The organism is Neobacillus drentensis NBRC 102427 (assembly GCF_001591445.1).
Taxonomy (GTDB): domain Bacteria; phylum Bacillota; class Bacilli; order Bacillales; family Cytobacillaceae; genus Neobacillus; species Neobacillus drentensis.
Window position 1 is genome coordinate 81,392 of sequence record NZ_BCUX01000019.1, and the last position, 19,197, is coordinate 100,588.

Annotated in this window: 24 protein-coding genes and 1 other annotated feature (1 of these 25 running past the window's edge); of the genes, 13 read left to right on the forward strand and 11 right to left on the reverse strand. The window is 36.8% G+C overall.

The annotated features are described in order from the left end of the window. Positions 1-112, forward strand: a binding site (T-box leader); it begins 135 nt to the left of the window's first position. A 90-nt stretch (positions 113-202) separates the two neighbouring features. Both ilvA and BDR01S_RS11030 read left to right on the forward strand, forming a co-directional pair. Then, positions 203-1,468, forward strand: coding sequence for a threonine ammonia-lyase IlvA (ilvA, locus tag BDR01S_RS11025; RefSeq protein ID WP_066254611.1), 1,266 nt, complete (start codon positions 203-205; stop codon positions 1,466-1,468). Positions 1,469-1,719: 251 nt separating this feature from the next. Next, the gene (locus tag BDR01S_RS11030) at positions 1,720-2,439 is read left to right on the forward strand and encodes a YebC/PmpR family DNA-binding transcriptional regulator (RefSeq protein WP_066254614.1); all 720 of its coding nucleotides are present in this window, start codon (positions 1,720-1,722) and stop codon (positions 2,437-2,439) included. 69 nt (positions 2,440-2,508) lie between these two features. Here the strand turns inward: BDR01S_RS11030 and BDR01S_RS11035 are convergent, their stop codons facing one another. Next, positions 2,509-3,435, reverse strand: a complete 927-nt coding sequence (locus BDR01S_RS11035; protein ID WP_066254617.1) for an EamA family transporter — start codon at positions 3,433-3,435, stop codon at positions 2,509-2,511. 166 nt (positions 3,436-3,601) lie between these two features. Between BDR01S_RS11035 and BDR01S_RS11040 the strand changes: the two genes are divergently transcribed. Then, complete coding sequence (locus BDR01S_RS11040) at positions 3,602-3,856, forward strand: hypothetical protein (RefSeq protein WP_066254619.1); 255 nt, start codon at positions 3,602-3,604, stop codon at positions 3,854-3,856. 99 nt (positions 3,857-3,955) lie between these two features. Beyond that, complete coding sequence (locus BDR01S_RS11045; protein ID WP_066254623.1) at positions 3,956-4,471, forward strand: YbaK/EbsC family protein; 516 nt, start codon at positions 3,956-3,958, stop codon at positions 4,469-4,471. Between the two features lie 313 nt (positions 4,472-4,784). On the opposite strand, the gene BDR01S_RS11050 is transcribed toward BDR01S_RS11045, so the two are convergent. Continuing rightward, on the reverse strand, positions 4,785-5,213 hold the full coding sequence (locus tag BDR01S_RS11050) for a VOC family protein (protein WP_066254626.1): 429 nt from the start codon (positions 5,211-5,213) through the stop codon (positions 4,785-4,787). A gap of 180 nt (positions 5,214-5,393) precedes the next feature. Between BDR01S_RS11050 and BDR01S_RS11055 the strand changes: the two genes are divergently transcribed. Next, a complete protein-coding gene (locus BDR01S_RS11055) occupies positions 5,394-5,714 on the forward strand; it encodes a hypothetical protein (protein ID WP_066254628.1) in 321 nt (106 codons plus the stop codon). 88 nt (positions 5,715-5,802) lie between these two features. On the opposite strand, the gene BDR01S_RS11060 is transcribed toward BDR01S_RS11055, so the two are convergent. After that, entirely contained in the window at positions 5,803-6,195 is a 393-nt protein-coding gene (locus tag BDR01S_RS11060; RefSeq protein WP_235846545.1) for a hypothetical protein, read from the reverse strand. Between the two features lie 234 nt (positions 6,196-6,429). Between BDR01S_RS11060 and BDR01S_RS11065 the strand changes: the two genes are divergently transcribed. Both BDR01S_RS11065 and BDR01S_RS11070 read left to right on the forward strand, forming a co-directional pair. After that, entirely contained in the window at positions 6,430-6,825 is a 396-nt protein-coding gene (locus BDR01S_RS11065; protein ID WP_066254631.1) for an SET domain-containing protein, read from the forward strand. A 206-nt stretch (positions 6,826-7,031) separates the two neighbouring features. Then, on the forward strand, positions 7,032-7,469 hold the full coding sequence (locus BDR01S_RS11070) for a GNAT family N-acetyltransferase (protein WP_066254633.1): 438 nt from the start codon (positions 7,032-7,034) through the stop codon (positions 7,467-7,469). Positions 7,470-7,500: 31 nt separating this feature from the next. Here BDR01S_RS11070 and BDR01S_RS11075 read toward each other — a convergent pair whose 3' ends face one another. Then, on the reverse strand, positions 7,501-8,550 hold the full coding sequence (locus BDR01S_RS11075; protein ID WP_066260017.1) for a potassium channel family protein: 1,050 nt from the start codon (positions 8,548-8,550) through the stop codon (positions 7,501-7,503). Positions 8,551-8,758: 208 nt separating this feature from the next. Here BDR01S_RS11075 and BDR01S_RS11080 point away from each other — a divergent pair, with 208 nt between their 5' ends. Further along, positions 8,759-8,983, forward strand: coding sequence for a hypothetical protein (locus tag BDR01S_RS11080; protein ID WP_066254635.1), 225 nt, complete (start codon positions 8,759-8,761; stop codon positions 8,981-8,983). Between the two features lie 215 nt (positions 8,984-9,198). Here BDR01S_RS11080 and BDR01S_RS11085 read toward each other — a convergent pair whose 3' ends face one another. Further along, positions 9,199-9,876: an SOS response-associated peptidase gene (locus BDR01S_RS11085; RefSeq protein ID WP_066254638.1), complete on the reverse strand. Its 678-nt coding sequence runs from the start codon at positions 9,874-9,876 to the stop codon at positions 9,199-9,201. Between the two features lie 354 nt (positions 9,877-10,230). Here BDR01S_RS11085 and BDR01S_RS11090 point away from each other — a divergent pair, with 354 nt between their 5' ends. Further along, positions 10,231-10,782 (forward strand): GNAT family N-acetyltransferase, encoded by a 552-nt coding sequence (locus BDR01S_RS11090; RefSeq protein ID WP_066254642.1) that lies wholly within the window; start codon positions 10,231-10,233, stop codon positions 10,780-10,782. A gap of 95 nt (positions 10,783-10,877) precedes the next feature. Next, positions 10,878-11,288 (forward strand): VOC family protein, encoded by a 411-nt coding sequence (locus BDR01S_RS11095; RefSeq protein WP_066254645.1) that lies wholly within the window; start codon positions 10,878-10,880, stop codon positions 11,286-11,288. Positions 11,289-11,332: 44 nt separating this feature from the next. Here BDR01S_RS11095 and BDR01S_RS11100 read toward each other — a convergent pair whose 3' ends face one another. Together BDR01S_RS11100 and BDR01S_RS11105 are read right to left on the reverse strand one after the other, a co-directional pair. Further along, positions 11,333-12,523 carry a M14 family metallopeptidase gene (locus BDR01S_RS11100; protein ID WP_066254648.1) on the reverse strand — a complete coding sequence of 397 codons (1,191 nt, stop codon included), beginning with the start codon at positions 12,521-12,523 and terminating at the stop codon, positions 11,333-11,335. A 92-nt stretch (positions 12,524-12,615) separates the two neighbouring features. After that, positions 12,616-13,008, reverse strand: coding sequence for a thiol-disulfide oxidoreductase DCC family protein (locus BDR01S_RS11105; protein WP_066254651.1), 393 nt, complete (start codon positions 13,006-13,008; stop codon positions 12,616-12,618). 200 nt (positions 13,009-13,208) lie between these two features. Between BDR01S_RS11105 and BDR01S_RS11110 the strand changes: the two genes are divergently transcribed. Both BDR01S_RS11110 and BDR01S_RS11115 read left to right on the forward strand, forming a co-directional pair. After that, positions 13,209-13,580 carry a DUF2500 domain-containing protein gene (locus BDR01S_RS11110; RefSeq protein ID WP_066254653.1) on the forward strand — a complete coding sequence of 124 codons (372 nt, stop codon included), beginning with the start codon at positions 13,209-13,211 and terminating at the stop codon, positions 13,578-13,580. A gap of 248 nt (positions 13,581-13,828) precedes the next feature. Beyond that, positions 13,829-14,470 (forward strand): phosphatase PAP2 family protein, encoded by a 642-nt coding sequence (locus tag BDR01S_RS11115; protein ID WP_066254655.1) that lies wholly within the window; start codon positions 13,829-13,831, stop codon positions 14,468-14,470. A gap of 99 nt (positions 14,471-14,569) precedes the next feature. Here the strand turns inward: BDR01S_RS11115 and BDR01S_RS11120 are convergent, their stop codons facing one another. The 4 genes from BDR01S_RS11120 to BDR01S_RS11135 all read right to left on the reverse strand — a co-directional run bounded on the left by BDR01S_RS11120 (position 14,570) and on the right by BDR01S_RS11135 (position 18,416). Further along, positions 14,570-15,247, reverse strand: a complete 678-nt coding sequence (locus tag BDR01S_RS11120) for a YwrJ family protein (protein WP_066254658.1) — start codon at positions 15,245-15,247, stop codon at positions 14,570-14,572. Positions 15,248-15,441: 194 nt separating this feature from the next. Then, on the reverse strand, positions 15,442-16,674 hold the full coding sequence (locus BDR01S_RS11125; protein ID WP_066254661.1) for a hypothetical protein: 1,233 nt from the start codon (positions 16,672-16,674) through the stop codon (positions 15,442-15,444). Between the two features lie 58 nt (positions 16,675-16,732). Next, positions 16,733-17,191, reverse strand: a complete 459-nt coding sequence (locus tag BDR01S_RS11130; protein WP_066254665.1) for a hypothetical protein — start codon at positions 17,189-17,191, stop codon at positions 16,733-16,735. 139 nt (positions 17,192-17,330) lie between these two features. Next, positions 17,331-18,416 carry a CotH kinase family protein gene (locus tag BDR01S_RS11135; RefSeq protein ID WP_157406152.1) on the reverse strand — a complete coding sequence of 362 codons (1,086 nt, stop codon included), beginning with the start codon at positions 18,414-18,416 and terminating at the stop codon, positions 17,331-17,333. A gap of 252 nt (positions 18,417-18,668) precedes the next feature. Here BDR01S_RS11135 and BDR01S_RS11140 point away from each other — a divergent pair. Continuing rightward, on the forward strand, positions 18,669-19,197 hold a 529-nt coding region (locus tag BDR01S_RS11140; protein ID WP_176573204.1), incomplete at its 3' end, for a hypothetical protein.

Below are 19,197 nucleotides of genomic sequence, written 5' to 3' on the forward strand. Positions count from 1 at the left end.
GGAAAGTCCGCCGTTACAATGGAACACGTCCAGAAATGGTACGTTGATCGAGAGCCGCAATGTTTGTTTGTTGCGGAAGTAGGGTGGTATCGCGAGTTCACTCGTCCCTATACTATGGGGACGAGTTTTTTGTGTTTAAAAAATGTAATTATACCAATGAGAATTCCAGTATGGATGCGAAAAATTAGGAGGGAAAAGGAAGATGAATCAACAAGTTGAAAAGAAAGTGTTTAATGTGGAGGATATTATTATCGCCAGCCATACCATTAAGGATGTTATTTCACCGACTCCCTTGCAATACAATCACTTGTTGTCTGAACGATATGGCTGCCATGTTTATTTAAAACGAGAGGATTTACAAAGCGTTCGTTCCTTTAAAATCCGCGGAGCATATAATCGAATTAAAAAATTGACTGAAGATGAGTTAAAGAATGGAATTATCTGTGCAAGTGCAGGAAATCATGCACAGGGGGTTGCGTATTCTTGCCACCTCTTAAATATCCATGGGAAAATCTTTATGCCAAGCACTACACCAAAGCAAAAGGTAAATCAAGTTAAATTCTGGGGCAAGGAAGATGTTGAGATTGTTTTGGTTGGAGATACTTTTGACGATGCATATGAAAAAGCCAACGAATGCAGTCAAGAAGAAAGCCGAACCTTTATCCATCCTTTTGATGATCTGGAGGTCATTGCCGGGCAAGGGACAGTTGCTGTTGAGCTATTAAATGACTGTCCTGAAAAAATCGACTATCTGTTTGCTGCCATTGGCGGCGGCGGGCTTATGTCAGGGGTCGGCACGTATTTAAGGCACTATTCACCAGAAACGCAATTAATTGGTGTGGAGCCCCAAGGTGCACCTGGTATGAAAGAATCCTTATTAAAAGGAGAAGTGACATCCTTAAAGGAAATTGACCCGTTTGTGGATGGCGCAGCCGTTAAGACTGTGGGTTCGATGACGTTTAACATTTGCAAGGAAATCATTGATGAAATTCTAGTTGTTCCAGAAGGAAAAGTGTGCACTACTCTTTTATCCTTATATAATGAAAATGCGATCGTTGTTGAACCGACAGGAGCACTTTCTGTAGCAGCATTGGATATGTATGCAGAGCAAATTAAAGGCAAAACGGTGGTCTGTATCGTCAGTGGAGGCAACAATGACATTGGTCGGATGCAAGAAATCAAAGAGCGATCAAAAATCTATGAAGGGCTCCAGCACTACTTTATTGTCCAATTCCCGCAGCGCCCGGGCGCATTACGTGAATTCTTAGATGATGTCCTTGGACCAAACGACGATATTAGCCATTTTGAATATACGAAAAAGAATAATCGAGAAACGGGACCTGCCTTAGTGGGTATTGAACTGAAGGATAAGGGTGACTACACTCCGTTAATCGAACGAATCAAAGCAAAGGGATTTTTATATCGCGAAGTCAATAAAGATAGTACTCTGTTTCAAATGCTGGTGTAGATAATAGAGTTTTTAGAGGTCGAAACGCTTTGGTTTCGGCCTCTTTTTATAGTAAAAACAACTTCTTAACTGAATTTAGTTAATAGACTCTTAACAAATGATGTAATTAAGGTATAATATTATTTGTCAATGACTAAAACAATCAAATAAGTAATGAGCTCCTAATTATTATTTGGAAGATGTCTTGAGGTAGATTTCGTTTCATGTTAATAATTTTGTGTAGATTCAAAAGCGGAAAGAGAGTGTTCATAATGGGTCGTAAGTGGAATAATATTAAGGAAAAGAAGGCTTCAAAGGATGCAAATACAAGCCGTATTTATGCCAAATTTGGTGTAGAAATCTATGTAGCAGCAAGACAAGGTGAACCCAATCCTGAATCCAATCAAGCTTTAAAATTCGTGCTAGAGCGTGCAAAAACATATAATGTACCGAGGCACATTATTGACCGTGCGATTGAAAAAGCAAAAGGCGGTTCAGAGGAAAGCTATTCTGAACTTCGCTATGAAGGATTCGGACCGAATGGTTCAATGGTCATCGTTGATGCACTGACAAATAACGTAAACCGTACTGCCTCAGATGTTCGAGCTGCATTTGGTAAAAACGGCGGGAACATGGGAGTGAGTGGTTCGGTTGCCTATATGTTTGACGCAACAGCTGTTATCGGCGTTGAAGGCAAAACCGAGGAAGATGTTCTTGAATTATTAATGGAAGCCGATGTCGACGTTCGTGACATTATTGAAGAAGACGAATCAGTGATTGTTTATGCAGATCCAGAACAATTTCATGCCGTGCAAGAAGCGTTCAAAAATGCAGGGGTTACGGATTTTACTGTGGCAGAATTAACGATGCTCGCGCAAAATGATATAACTCTTCCAGAGGATGCACAAGCTAAATTCGAAAAAATGATTGATGTATTAGAGGATTTAGAAGACGTTCAACAAGTGTACCACAACGTGGACTTAGGAGAATAAAAAAAAGAAGCAGACCTGATTTACTAATAGGTCTGCTTCTTTTGTATTTATACCGTTTTTGATTTGGTGTCAGGCACTATTTGATTTCCGTTTGACAGTAGATAAGATAAATATGGTGGCAATGATTAAAATGGAACCAATCCATTCGGCAGGGCCGAATGATACTTGAAGCCAGGCAACCGCTAAAAAAGCTGCTGATAATGGCTCAACACAGGCGAGCAGACTTGCTTCAGAAGCTCGGATATATTTCAGACTTTCCATATAGCAAAAAAAGGCAATTAACGTGCCGAAAATAATCACAAAAACAACGGCTATAAAAGATGTTAAACTCCATTGACCTTGAAATTTCCATGGTGGATGAATAAAGCTAAAAGCAATCCCGCCAATCATCATTCCCCAGCCTACCGTAAGGAGAGACCCCCATTTATTCAACAGACTTCCCGGATAGAGTGAGTAAAAAGCTAGTGCAAAAGCGGATAATATTCCCCAAATAAACGCAGAGCCTGAAATGGAAAGGGAATGAATATTTCCTTTCGTCACAAGGAGAAACGTTCCAAAAAGAGCGATTCCAATCGCCAATAATTCATTTTTTGCTGGTAAGGACTTTGCACGAAAACTTAAATAACAGGCGATAATCACTGGCGCCAGGTATTGCAAAATCGTTGCGGTTGCTGCATTTCCATGTTCGATGGCAGCGAAATATGTATATTGACAGCCAAACATACCAATCACACCAAAGATGACGAGGCGGAAGATATCCTGTTTATTTCTCCAAATGCTCCAGATATTTTGTTTCACGACCGTATGGGCAAAAAATAATAATCCCACCCCTGAAAAAATTAGCCGATTAACAACAAGCCAATTCGTACTAAAGCCTTGTTGATGAAATAGGTATTGGGCAACGGTTCCTGAAACACCCCACAATGTCGCCGCAATCAGCACTAATATTATACCTTTAGTCCTTGGGGAGGACATAACTGCTACTTGCGAATTCATTTAATCCCTCCATATATTACGAAAATCCTAATCTTTTAAATATAAAAATTATTATAACACTATTAAGGGATTTAGTTTGAGAAAATACATCCTAATCGAAGGAAAATGTATGGGCAGGATAGAATATATAATAGATAAAACAAGAAGATGAGGGGAGAAGAAATTTATGGTCTATAAGAATGATAGTCATGTAGATTTGCTGGAGCTGCCATCCTTTGTGATTTTACAAGCGGAAATCAGACAAGATATTTCTAAAGCCATAAAAATAAAAGAACTAGGACCCACTGAATCTAAATTAATGAGTTTGATAGATAGTATTAATGAAAAGATCATGAAATATAACTCCATTTGCCCGCCAAAAATGAAAAAAGGAAAAGTTGATTTAGATAATATCGAGGATGGATATAAAATTTGGGAATAAATTGTAAGTAGACCTTCAACACTTCAAGTCGTCTTTTCGCATGATCCCTCTAAATTGTGGTATTATTCTAATATTACCAATAGGGAAAGGATGGAAAAGATGTCATTAGAAAGTGTAAAGGCCCATTTTAAACAGTGGGAACGCGATGTAGATGTAATGGAATTTAGTAGCTCGAGTGCAACAGTGGAGCAAGCCGCTGAGACAATTGGCGTTGCTCCTGCTCGGATTGCGAAGACATTATCGTTTAGGGGGAGCGAGGATAAGGCGATTCTTGTGGTTGCTGCTGGTGATGCAAAAATTGATAATAAGAAATTTCGGCATCAATTCGGTCTTAAAGCAAGGATGCTCTCGCCCGAGGAAGTACTTGAACAAACTGGACATGCCATTGGCGGTGTTTGTCCGTTTGGACTAAATAATGAGCTGGATGTCTACTTGGATGTTTCAATGCAGCGCTTCGAAACACTATACCCAGCCTGTGGCAGCTCAAATTCTGCGATTGAATTAACGAAAGATGAGTTATTTAAGTATTCCTTTGCAAAAGAATGGATTGATGTTTGCAAAGGATGGGGAGAAGACGAAGAGCAACAAGAAGTAAGTCGGCAAATCGAGGTGTAAACCCAGAATGGTTTTATTTGTTACATACCTTGATGCCCTTCGTGTGGGTATTACTGATTCAGCGGTAACCATTGGAAGCGTATGATGCCCGTTGAGTGAGGAAAATCGTCTAAACGGTAACTAGTGAGCGCGACTAATGCCCGTCGAGGCTGAAAAATCGTCTAAACGGTAACTAGTGAGGGCAACTAATGCCCGTCAAGGTTGAAAAATCAGATCACTGGTAACAAGTGGGGGTTTCGCTCTAGAAAATGAAAGTTCGTAGGAAACCAAAAAGGACCGGGCAAATTTGCCCGGTCTTCTTCTGTAAAACCACTTACATTACGCTTTCACCATTGTCGTAATTGAATAGCCATTCAATTCCAAACTTATCTTTTAGGGAACCATAGCATTTGCTCCAGAATGTTTCTTGAAGCTCCATAGTCACCGAGCCGCCTTCTTTCAGTTTGTTAAAATAAGATTTTAGTTTATCCAAGTCTTTATTTACGAGAGCAAGGCTTATGTTATTACCTGCTGTAAAAGGCATCCCGGGGAAAACATCAGAGAACATTACGTTGCTTCCATCAATATTCAACCGAGTGTGCATGACCAAGTTCTTTGCTTCTTCAGGAAGTGGATATTCTGGGTTCGGTGGTGTTTCCCCAAAAGTCATAATATGTGGTTTTTCTGTACCAAAAACCTCCGCGTAAAACTCGGCTGCCTCACGACAGTTTCCATTAAAATTAAGATAAACATCAACAGACATTTTCAATAACCCCTTTGCAAGATAATTAATCAATGCTAATTGTACCATTTGGTGGTAAATTTTCAAATTCTAAGAAAGGCCAAGCAGCGAACAGACAACAATAAATAATTTTGAACCACCGGGAATACAATTTACAATATTCTTATTTTGAATTCTTCAGTTGAAAGAAGGTATTGGGTGATGAAATTCAAAATACATCGTTGTAATTGTCGGAAGCTTTGGTCAGTACAAACTAGAAAAACTAAATTTACTGCACTCTCCGTTCTTCTGAATGGAAATTGGACGACAGAATTAAAGCCTGAAAGGAAATATAACCCGAAAGGATTCGTTACTACGAATGGAAAACAAGATTTAATTGTTAACCCAGCTTCCGAATTAGTTGAGAAATTTGAAGTAGTATCGAAACTAATTTATGACAAAAAGAATGTTAATTTTAATGTGAACCACGGAGAAACCTTATATTTTGCCGAAGATGGAACTTGTTATATTCTTAAAAAATGAATTATCTTTCATCGTATCCGCTTATTTTATAAAAATTTAACGAACAAATAGCCCGCGCATCATTGCGAAGATGCGCGGGCTGTCATATTTATCTTGGCGTGATTGGCTTCACAGAAATAGCAGGGGAGCAAGTCGAAATAATACAGCCCTCTAACTGATTGGGATTCAATAAGCCCAAATTAAGAGCGGCTTTAATTTTTACATCATCAGGTTTTTTTACCACTTGAATAAGCTCATTCAACTGTAATTCTTCTAATCTTTTAATGGTTTCAGCCTCGTCATATTTTTCTGTTTTTCGTATTTGCCGTTGCAGCTTATAGCCGCTTAGGGTAATTTCCCCTTTGTGATCAGAACCAACTGAATTATTAAAGTAATTTTGAAAGGCATCCTTTAATTCATTCATTTCTAGTTCTATTTCTTTCTTTTGCTTATTTAACTCGTAATACTTTACCAACATTTCACCTGTAAGCATCTTCCCCATGTCATCGCCTCCTGTTGCGAACGTATATTCCTATTTTATGATTCCACCTCCAAAAAAATGACTTAATAAGTAAAAGCTGTTAAGAAATCATTTGACATATTTTTTCCTGGTGTCAGGCACCATTTCAAGCAGGGAGTAGCTGTGTAGAAAGAAAAAATATTTGCTTTCTGCTTTATATAATGGCAAGCTATAATATGATAAAACTTTAATGGAAAGAACAAATAGGTGATTAATATGATTGAAATTAAAACTTCGAAGCTTAGTGATGGAGAATTAAATAGAGGGGTATTTGCGACACGTGATATTGCAAAAGGTGAGCTGATCCATGAGGCGCCGGTTATTCCTTATCCAAATGAGGAGCATGTTCATATTGAGAAAACATTGCTTGCAGATTATGCCTTTGAATATGGAATCAACCATACTGCACTCCTGTTAGGATATGGAATGTTGTTTAACCATTCGTATGAGCCTAATGCTACATATGAAATTAATTTTCCGAATCACACGTTCGACTTTTATGCGTACAAGGATATCAAAGCCGGGGAAGAAATCCTCATCAACTACAATGGTGAAGAGGATAATAATGACCCGCTTTGGTTTAATAAAGAGGATGAATCAGAAAATGAATAAATAAAAAAGGATAGATAAAGTCAGACCTCTGCTTTATCTATCCTTTTTTTGAAAGAATGACTAATCTTATTATTATTAAGAAAGCTCTCAGATTACAGGAATAATCTTTGGACATTAGAAATAACAGTGAATGAAGGATAATAGTCCGGAGGAGCCTCCGGGCTATTTTTCCAAAAAGGTGATATTTTTTAGGAGGAGTTATTAAAATGATAATAAAAAAAGCTACATTCAGTGATCTGGATTCTTTAACAGAACTTTTCGATTTATATAGGGTGTTTTATGAACAGGCATCAAATCAGGAAGATACACGGGAGTTTTTAAAAGCAAGAATAATGAATGCTGAATCCGTTGTGTTTATGGCATTTGATGGTAATGATCCCGTTGGTTTTGTACAGCTGTATCCGTCGTTTTCGTCTGTAAGCATGATGCGTTCATGGGTATTAAATGATTTGTATGTAAAGGAACAATTTCGCGGAAGAGGTGCAGGGGAGAAATTAATACATAAGGCGATCCAGTTTGCAAAGGAAACAGGCGCAAAAGGTGTTTTGCTGGAAACAGGTGAGGATAACCTAAATGCGCAAAGACTCTATGAAAAAATTGGATTCGAAAAAGAAACAAATTATTTTTATTATTTCTCGATTTGAAAAATAAAAGGATGCCGGAAATAGCATCCTTCTAGTGTGCCGGCAATGAATTTAGTTGAGTAATTGTTTCTTTATCACAAATAACAAAAAGCTGTGCCTCTTCAGGGATATTGGAATCCAGCTTTTGATTTATATGAAGGTCGCCGCGATCCGCGATTAGTGTTGCACCTCTATTAAGAAGATCTTCAAAGGCATCACGATAAGTTTTCCATTCTTCGCGCTTCGGAATTTCATACATGGATTCCCTGTATTGGATGCTCATGAGTTCTGAAAACATATGGGTAACACCATGTGAAAATAAAGATCTCACTGCTGCATGGGATATCATTTCTTGTGTAGGTATAAACTCATCGACATTCACTTGCTCGAATAATCGAATGTGTTTTTGATTAATCACCTCGGCAGTAACGTGGATGGATCGATTAAATTTTTTTTCAATAGAAGTGATGGCCGTTGCAATTAATAAAGTCTTTCCGTCAACAAGGACGGGGTCAGAGGTTGCATAATTGTCCTGGGTTATTTGGTCTGCAAAAATAATAACTCCCTTAGCCCTGGGTAAATTCGCATTATGTAGTGTTTCTTCATCCGTTGCATCACCGCGAATATAATGTAGTCGATCCTCCATTATTGGAGCTTTTTCTAAAGCATCGATAATAACAATTTCTATTTTTTTATCCGATTTTAATATTTCTTCGATAGCTAATTTCGATTTCGCACTCCAGCCAATCAAAATGATATGATTTTTACCGGTATATTTCATTTTTCCTCCAACCTTCAGTTTATCAATTAAATAAATTGAATTTATTACTTTTCCAATGACCACACTAACAAGTCCAATGCCAGTAATATAAAGGATAATGGTAAAAACTTTGCCGGAATGTGTAACTGGCGCATAGTCTCCAAATCCAACGGTTGCCAGTGTAGTAAGAACCCAATAAACAGCGGTTGTATATGTTTTAAATGTGTTCGGCTCAATCACATATATTCCATAAGCCGCTAATAATATGTAAATAATAGCAAACGGTATAAAGATTTTGTCCCTCAGCTTAATCAGATTATAGAGCATTTTTTTCATTTTCATTCCCAATAGCCTTAGGTCCCTTCCTTAATCTTTGTGAATATTACTTATATTTCCCAAATTTTGTAGATTAATGATATGGATATTCATACTTAAACCTTGAAAGATTTTGACTTTCAAAATTTTCGTTATTTTTTCGAATTTCTTTCATTTTTTGATGCATGAAAACTGCTAATCTGAGAGTAAAGTAATGTAGGGGGGATGAAAAGGTATGAGAAATTTAGCAGCAGCTAATGATGTTCTGAGCGGGAAAGTTTATATGGTTGAAATGAAAGATGGGGAAATTAGTTCCTTTCGAGTTCTAAGCGAGACACCAACCCACTATATTTTATCCTATTCCACTGATGAAACCGTAGAAGTCTTTGAAAAAGCAAAAAATGAAGTCCTTGGCATTTTTGAGGTCCGAGAATGGTGGGATAATAAATCTAAAGAATAGGAAGTAGCTAACCCCTTTCCCAAATGGAATAGGGGGTTTCTTAATAGTTCTGCCACTTTTTTTCACAAAAAAAGAAAGTGGTTGAACCACTTTCTAAAGAAGGAAAACTTTTATGGGTTAATACATCTTATGTGGCAGCTTGTACGCGCATGTAGTAAACCTGTCCATATTGAAAAAATTATTTTAAAAATAGAAGCCTATTTTTGAAAAAAGAATTAACAAATTTTTTGGATAAGCTCAACAGTGTTATTTCTTGGTGAGTTAACTAGGGACGAAACCTCATAAGTTTCCATTAAGTTTTCGTCATAAGGTATAAGAAGTTTATTTAAATCATTGGTGTTGGAAATGGACTGGTCCAGCCACGTTTTTTCATCCTCTGGTTTCAGAATAACAGGCATCCGATCATGAATATCTTTCATCAGCTCATTTGGACCAGTTGTAATGACTGAACAGGTATAAAGAGTTTTTCCTTCAGGGGACTTCCAAGCTTCCCATATTCCCGCCATCGCGAACAAATCAGCCGACTTTAGTTTAATCCGCATTGGGGTTTTGCTCTTGTCCTCATGTCGTTTCCATTCATAAAAGCTGTCTGCTATGACTAAACAACGTTTCTTTTTGAAAGCAGTTCGAAAGCTGGGTTTTTCGGATAAGGTCTCTGCTCGGGCATTAATCATCTTATGGCCAATAGCCGGATCCTTTGCCCAAGGCGGAACCAAGCCCCATTTTAAAAATCCCATCCGATTAGACTTCCCGTCATTAATCACCGCAAGTACAGCCTGAGAGGGAGCAATATTATAACTCGGAGCATAATTTTCTTCCTCAAGAAAAGCTGCAATATCGAAATGATCAATAATTTCTTCAAACGTTGCTGTTAATGTAAACCGCCCGCACATACAATTCTCACCTCACGATTTGGTTACTATATATTGTAGCAAACTTTAAAAAAAGGGGGAAATTACGAATATCAATAAACCAATCTGTTTTCCAAAAGAAAATACTTTGATTTTTTATGTGCCATTTGTACCGCTTTTCCACTTTAACGTAATAATGATTGAAAGAATATTTAGAAAATGTTAATATAAAGATGTTTAAATTCTTCTGAGTTTAGACCTCCTAATAAAGGGCTTGGCATAGACCACCAAGTCCTCACTTGAACCTTTGACATTAGTTCAAAGGTTCTTTTTTTATAAAAATAAGTATTTGTGGGTAATTTGGTAGTAAAGGAATGACATAGGAGGCAAAAAGCCTTGGAATTTCAAACGTTAGAAAAGTGGAGTCAAGAGGTTTGGAACCAAATAAGCCCGATTTACCATCAAGCATTCGATGGGAAAGGGGCAAAGCCGGAGAAAATCATCCGTAATATGTTCAGAAAACAACTTTGTTACTTACATTTAGCGTTAGAGGAGAGTAAGGTTGCAGCCTTTGCAATAACAGGTAAGCTGGAAGGATCCGATGCTTTGATCATCGATTATTTAGCTGTGGATTCTAATTACCAACACCGCGGGATTGGAATGAAAATGATGGAATACATACGAGAATGGTCGATGAACAATACAAATGCAAAAAGTCTGGTAATAGAAGTAGAATCAGCAAATACTCCTGAAACATTAGCGAGAAATCACTTTTGGGAAAAGTGTGGATTTACAATGACAGAATACATTCATGATTACATCTGGGTCCCTGAATCTTATCGAGCGATGTATTTAAAAATGGTGCCTGACACCAATCTACCTGAACAAGGTGAGAAACTGTTTATATATATTGAAAAGTTTCATAAGGCATCCTATCAAGGGTCATAATTCGGAAAGAAAAAATAAACATTAGGTGAAGCAGGTCTTTTTGTTGGCTATGTCGTAAATAATAATGAGGTTTTCACTGAAGGGAGAGTTTTAAAATGAAGGGTCAAGCAACTCCATACTTAATGTTTGATGGAAAGGCAAAAGAGGCGTTAAATTTTTACAAGGATGTATTTAGCGGGGAAATATCCAACCTCCAAACCTATGGTGAAGCAGACTATCCTACACCTCCAGAGGCTCATGATCTAATTATTCATGCACAATTTAAAAGTGGTGATTTATTTCTAATGGCTTCGGATTCGTTTCCGGGCAATTCAGTAGTCATAGGCAATAATATTTCATTAACGTTGGAATTCGAAAGTGAAGAGGAAATTCAAAAAATTTATGAAGCGCTTAGTCAAAACGGAACAGTTTTCATGGAGCTCCAAGATACTTTTTGGGGAGCAAAATATGCGAAGGTCAAGGATGCTTATGGCGTGATTTGGGATCTTAATCATACGAAATCTTAATGAATCCAAAAAGAACGGAGGCAGGATTTTTCCAGCCTCCTTTGCTACATATAAAGTCCAGCTAAGAAAATACCCAGTGATTTTTTATAGATATCATCAAACATAGACAACGGAAGTGGATTTATTCCGAAGCCGAGTTCAATTGTAAAACCTGGTCTTTGCCAATCTTGTATAAACCAGTCTTTGTAACCGGCGTAGCTCTCGATTGTTTTAACAGGCTCGTAACCACTCACTCTGCTTAATTCCTTCACAATGACTTCCGACTCAGCCGGTTCAAGATTTTCAAACCCCCAGTAAATGACCTCTCCCTGTGTATGAAAGGCAAGGACTCGTGCAAAATCTTGTTTTCGTGTCAGTTCCGCTATAGCATTTGCTTCCGGTTCTGATAAAGGTTTTTCTCCTACGTAATCTCTTGGCCCAGGCTCGTTAGGATTGCGCGCCTTTTCTAATTCCCATCTTGCCGGGAATTGGTCGTTAAGATCAACACCTCTAATATTCGCTTTCCATCCCGTAAAGTCTGTACTACCTTTATTCATTTCTACTACTTGTTTTTGCCATGATTCGTTTTCAGGTGGACCGTTTAAAACGAGGTCAACTCCATCCGGATTCACCATTGGGACTATTGATAATATAGTATTTTGATAAAAGGGAAAAGCATGTTGTCCGCTTATAGGCTGATGATTTGTCAGCGATAATAGGTAATCATTTAAAAAAGTCATAATCACTAGGGAAGTAATCCATTCATTGGCATGAAAGGAACCATTATAGTGAACCCTTTTTTCACCGGAACCGATTATTATTTCGGGAATTTCTTTACCGAGAACGGTCTTTCCGATGGGGGTTACTTGTAAAAACGGATATAGCTCTTTTAACCGGTTAAGATCCTTTACCAGATTGCTGTAATCGTATCTTTGAGAACTTTCCACTAATCTCCTGTGAATCCGGGTTGGGATTTTTATCGCTAGCCCAGGGGTGAGGTTTGAGGCATTTATTTCAGGATTAACCAATTCCATTGCTTCTAGAGGGAGATTCATGTTTTGAGCTATACGCCATAAAGAGTCTCCGGGGAGTATCTGATATTCCTTAGCAACAAAACCTGGAATCCGTATCTGTTGGCCAACAGAAAGATTATTTGGGTCGACTTTTGGGTTGGAGTCAGTAATCAACTCTAATTTAATCTGAAACATCTGGCTGTAATGCCATAATGAATCACCTTGTCTTACAACAATCTTCATTTAGACCCTCCTGCAGTAAAAAAATAGTATTAATAATATCTATGCTTGAGGGAATAAAATATTAGTTAGATTTAGAGTGTCAGGCACCATCGTTAGTCGAGAAATCTTTGTTTCCATTCTGGAGAAGGGATCATACAGCTTTCTTCTTTTCCAAACCATTTATATCGGTTCTTGGCAACAAAATCGTAAAGGGGATCTCTGATAAAAGGAGGGAGGAAACGGAAGAGCGATAATATGGGCCACGCGCTGCCAAGTTTCCTGCAAACACGGAGAGCTGCACTTGATTTGAGAAAGACTTTGTCACCTTCTAGAAGGACGAAACTGTTTAAATCTTTGTTCAAGCCGTGCATTCTTAAAAGAGTCTGACCTGTCTCGCTTTGGAGAGATGCAAACTTAAAATGACCTATAGAGTCTCTTTTAATAATAAATTTCACACTGGTGTTGCACAGATTACAAACGCCATCAAATAAAATGATTCGATCCAAGGTTACACCACCTTTTTTTACTACGTTTCTGTTGTTTTTAGTTTACCATAATAAACGTTCTGGTCACTTTTATAAGTGCTTTGAATTTTAATAATTTTTCAAAATTCTTGCAAAACAGGAAATCCATCCTATATATTTGAAAAGAGAGCTAATGTCTAGTTTATAATTTTCATATATAGGGAGATAGGCGGAGGTGAGGTATGGGTCTTAATGATGGATTTGAAATTTTTGATATTATGTTCACCATTATCCCCATTTTTATTGCACTGGTAGCAGGAATCATTCTTTTTATGTTTATTAAGGGAATTAAAACCTGGAATCACATTAATAAACAACCACGCCTAAAAGTGGTGGCGGTTGTGGTTTCAAAAAGGCTGCAAGTGAGTGGAGGAGGGGAGGATCATTCCTCCAGTACATGGTACTATGTTACATTTCAATTTGAAAGCGGCGACAGAATCGAATTCAGTGTGAGCGGACGAGAATACGGACTATTGGCAGAAGGTGATATCGGCGAAGTTGAATTCCAAGGCACAAGATACCATGGATTTACAAGAAAACAAACAGGAGCATAAGGAGACAACTAACCAAAAAACTGAGAAACCAAACACCACAGGTTTCTCAGTTTTTTGATAGCCCTGTCCAATGGATATGCACAAATTATAAAAATGTCCACGGACGGTGCCTGACACCAAAAATGACTCTAAAAAAGACATCAAAAAATATCGTTTATTTACCCCAGTTTTATGGTAATATGAAATGTATTCGATATTTTATTTTAGCAATCTTAAAAGTTACTAATTTATTAAAGGGAGGGGCCTTATTGAAAAATTTAATAAAAAAAGCTCCCTACTTATTATTTTTGCTTGTGATTCCACTTTTAGCCAAAATTTATGAATTATTAAATTCCCATTCACATAGAGCTATCGATATTAGTAATGCGTTAGACCAAGCGATTCCGTTTTTGTCAGTGTTTATCATTCCCTATATCCTTTGGTATGCCTATATCTTTTGTTATTTAGTTTACTTTTGCTTTAAAGACACAAAAGTGTACCTTAAAACGTTGATTTTAATTGTTATAGCCGAACTAATATGTTTTGTCATTTATTTCTTTTTCCAAACGACTGTTCCAAGACCTACGATCACTGATAATAACGTCTTTAATCATCTGGTTTTGTGGATATACAATAATGATCGTCCGTTTAATTGTTTTCCAAGCATCCATGTCCTGACAACATTTGTTATCATGCTTGCTTCCCTTCATGTTAAAAATAAACATGTATTAAACATTTTATGTATTCATGGTGTCGGGACCTTGATCATTATTTCAACCCTTTTTGTTAAGCAGCATGTCATTTTTGATATGATTGGTTCGATGTTCCTGGTTACTTTCCTTTACGGAATTGCGTTTGAATTCCTATCATTTTCCCGAAAAACAGAAACTGTTTATGTTAAAGAAAAATAGTTTACCATTTCATTCCTAATAAAAAGAGTGTCATTAGACACTCTGTTTTTTTTTTTTCAAAAGCTTGTTTACTTATAAGCCATAGAAAAAATAATCCGATTACGTCATATGGATTGTTTTGATATGTTGAAGATTAATAAAGACTGGATCTTCTTTTGCGCCAATTAATTCAACAAAATTATTATTTATTCCTTGAATCTTTCCAATGACATGCTCATTTTCACCGATATTAAAGACAATCAATTCACCTGTTAACTTTTCGATTTGTACCTCGAAAGATCTTGCAAAGGTTATATTGCTTGGGTTTACTGGAAGATTTGCGTTGCTTAAGCCGTAGGGACGTTGATTATTTGTGTAAGGAATTAACCATTTTAAATGGTTAAGGGAGATAAACATGGTTTTGTAAATTGGCGAGTAGAAAACAAAATAATTATTCATAATACTAATGATGTAGCCATGGAGGGCAAGGTTACTAGTAACATATATTTCTGTAAAAATTCCTTTCGCTGCAGTCAAAGTTTTTCTCAACGAGATTTCTTCGTTATTATTATAGATTGGCGCTGGTTCGTCTTGAAGAGTAATTTCATCGAACTCATTAATTTCGTCTTGTTTTAAATAGCGCCAATTTTGGCAATGGATTGCGGGGATGTATAGGTAATCGTATCCATTAAAAACAACCCATAAATCGGTGCCTACATCAATCAATAACCCACTAATGAATTTCTTACCCGAGATCTCCAGTTTAATATATTTTCCGATATTATCTTTCAACTTCATTTACTCACATCCTTTCCTAGGTATACCCATTAACAAATAGAGGAGGGCTGAAAAGGGGAATTGCTTAAAACATATATACTTGGTTAGAACTGCCCAGCTCATATTTGTATGGTATTTTGGGGGTTAAAAAAAGGGGTAAAATGAAGGAATAAACCTAAATGAATTTACACTAATTCCATCAAGAATTCATAAAATTAAAATCTTGTTGCTCGATTGTTTCTGTTTGGCCATCCTGCAAATGGGAAAGCTCTTTGGTTGTCTTCATTTGCTGGTTCACCTGCAAAACGAAAAACTTTTTTCTCCTGCTCTTTTTGTTTCCATACATTTTGACTGCTGCTATTCGTGTTGGTATCATTCGTTTTGGTCTCTACTTTATTTTCTGGTTTCTTCGTTGCCTGATTTTGTATAGAAAAAGTTTTAACAGGATTGGAAGCATCTTGTGTTTTCGTTGATTTTACTTCACTATTTTGTAATTTTAACGGTGGTGCTGGCGTATTATCATTGTTTTGAAATGATACTGATTCTTTTACAGGTTTTATTTCTATTGATTGATCACTTTCTTTTGACTTACTCGATTTAGTTTCTTCAGACTTTTTATCTCGAGTGCTCTGCTCCTTGGACTTTTTCATTTCAGAAGAAGTTTTTGACGAATCCTTTTCTTCAGCATGTGATGATTTTTTAGTCTTAACAGGAGTCGAAAAAGTTTCATCCTTGGTTTGAACCATTGTAGCCTCAATCTTAATTGGCTGTGACCAAACCATTGTATTGTTCGATTCTTCCATAACTATCGCATCTTGCTTTTTATCATTTTTCTCGTTTTTCTCGGATTTTTGTTTTTTATCTGAGTTTTTGGTATCATCTTTTGATTCTGACTTTGATTTCTCTTCTTTTTTGGAATCATCTTTATCACCAGAAGAAGATGATTTATCCTTTGAATCCTTATCATTATCAGAGTTTTTATTGTTCTTTTCTTTTTCATTTGATGATGACTTCTTATCAGTCTCGTCTTTAATAAACCCTTTGAGGATGTTGGCTACATGTGTTAATTTAATTAAAATTCGCTCTTCACCATTAATTAAAGTAGCAAAGTCTTCATCGATTTCGCTTAACACACCAGTAAATCGTTGTTTGTTAATACTCAAAATCGTTACCCACGTATGTTGAAAAGATTGGAGTAGGTCTACTAAGCTTTGTGTTTTCTGAAAATTTGCCGTTGTTTTCTCAGGCTGAAACTTTCTTGTATTTTTTGTAATGGCTTGAATTTTATCGATGTTATAATAAAAAATGTAATTATTTTCAGTTTCTAACACTACATGGTCTGCTTCAACACCGATTAGTTTTCCTTTAAAAATATCTTCACCTACAAATAGATTTACTTCAAAGCCCTTTAATAAATCCAATGCAGCTGAAAATTTATCTCCACCCATATTTAATCCTCCTTAAGTGATAATGGGTCGCTCCTCTATTGGAGAAGCGACATGTTTTTTATTCGTTATCGTCTTTATCATCGTTCGATGTTTCAACCTTTAGTCCATAGCTGATGTTACGAATATGCTTCATGGAGACACGAACAACTTCTTCTTTCAAAATTAGGGAAGCAAAATGTTTATTTGCTTCGCTTAAAACACCCTCGAATGATTCAGGACCCCCACGATTAATTCTTACCCATTGAAATCTGATGCTTTCTAATAGACTTACAAAGTTATCAGCTGTTTTAAAATCAAATTTTTCTGGGACCTTTAAGCCGAACTTTATATCATCCTTAGAACTTTCTGTAACGCTTTTAATGTGATTTGTTTTATAGTAAACGACGCCATCAGTTTCAGTTAAAAGGACAAAAAAGTCATCAAGAACAGCTAATAATTTCCCACTCCTTGATTCGGGACCTCCGCGGTCAACCCTGATTGTTTTACCCACAAATAAATTCATCATCTCTTTTTCCATAAAAGAATTATCCTCCTTTAAATTAAATAAACATTTACACTGCATCTATATGTATCACGGGATGATGTTGTACTAAAAAAGTAGCCTTTTTTTCCTGTTTTAGGTAAAAATAGGCAAAAAAAAAGTATATGATTGAGATTCATATACTGTTTACCTTTATAAAAGATGTTAATTCTTCCTTAAGAAAAGCGTTTCTCTTCTTGATAAAATTAAAAAAAACTTTTTTTTCTTGCTCTAAGGTTGCTGCTGTAGTGCTAATATACGGATCTAGACTAATGTACGGCTTTAACGCATTGAATAGGTCATTAATAATCGGTTTTTGTATCTCCAAAGTGAAGTCGTTTTCCAAAATATTAGATAAGATTTCATTATATAGATTTCTAAAGTGTGGATAGTGGAAAAGTCTTGCTGAAAGTGTGTTATATCCGGTTAATGGAACATAGTCATAATCAAGCTTTCTGCCGTGGAGGTTTCTTCCCCAGGTCCCATCATAATCCCAAGGAGAGATCTCATATAATCCAGTTTGGCCATTTTTGTACAAGGCATAATTATGGATAAAGCCATCATAATTTTGAACACATACTGCCGCAGATACCCATCTTAAGTATTTCTCAATATCCAATATTTTTGGGATTTCTTTTTCAAAGTCTTCATTACTTAAGGCATTAATCATCGCTATTAACTTTTGTACATCGACCATATCTTCTTTTTTACCATATTTTAATGTGTATCCTTGGTCTAAACGTTTTTTAATTTCTTTTTTCTTGGTTAATAAGGAGAAATTCGCTCGATTATTGGTTGCATAAATAATCGCTCCATCCGGCAAATTTCTTTTTTCAAGCAGATATTGATCAAAAGATTCTATCTCTAAATAGATGCCTTTGTTATATCCATTGACATACAACAGAACATGCTGGGAGTGAGGAGAAATGACGCCAATACGATCAAAGAAATCGAGCGATAATTTATTCCTACTTAGTGATACATCTGAAAATTCGGCATTGAGGTGAATCTCATGAGCTTCATTGACCTTATACGGTTTTTGAAAAACTATGCGATAGGATTTTTTCTTCTTATCCCTGATCACATTCCCACGATAGGCTATTTTAATACTAAAACGATCTTTACCTCTTTTTAATACAGCAGGTACCAATTCATCGTTCCAAATGTCGCTATCCAATTTTCTTAACCACTTCGGATTAATTAAAATTTCATATTTTAACACTTGAATTCTCCTAAATAACATTTTTTTTAGATATATGCATACTCATGGGTGGTTGTGTGTAGAAAATCTAAAATTATGAGTCTAAAAATATATGATTGTCTATGTCAAATAGATAAAATCATCATAAATTGAAATAGAAAAGTAAAATTTGTTAAGAAAGTGGTGGGAAAATGGTACTAAAGCTTGATATTGAACAATTACTTTCACAAGCTAAAGAAAACGGTGTAGTAGGTTTTCTAGATAATAATCCTGTTGGTAAAAAAGGTCCAAAAGGAAATCCAAGTTCAGGTAGTACAGGAACTAGTGGAAGTACTGGCAGTGGAACAAGCGGCAGCGGAAGTACTGGTAGTGGAACATGCGGAAGTGGCAGCACTGGCAGTGGAACATGCGGAAGCTCAGGAAGTTCAGGAAGTTCAGGAAGTTCAGGAAGTTCAGGAAGTTCAGGAAGCTCAGGAAGTTCAGGAAGTTCAGGAAGTTCAGGAAGCTCAGGAAGTTCAGGTAGCGGAAGTTCAGGTAGCTCAGGTAGCGGAAAAAAACCTCGCCCTAAAGGCCCTAAAGGAAAAAAAGGAAGCAGCGGAAGTTCAGGTAGCTCAGGCAGCTCAGGTAGCGGAAGCTCAGGTAGCTCAGGCAGCGGAAGTTCAGGCAGCGGAAGTTCAGGCAGCTCAGGTAGCGGAAGCTCAGGTAGCTCAGGCAGCGGAAGTTCAGGCAGCTCAGGTAGCGGAAGCTCAGGTAGCTCAGGCAGCGGAAGTTCAGGAAGTTCAGGAAGCTCAGGTAGCTCAGG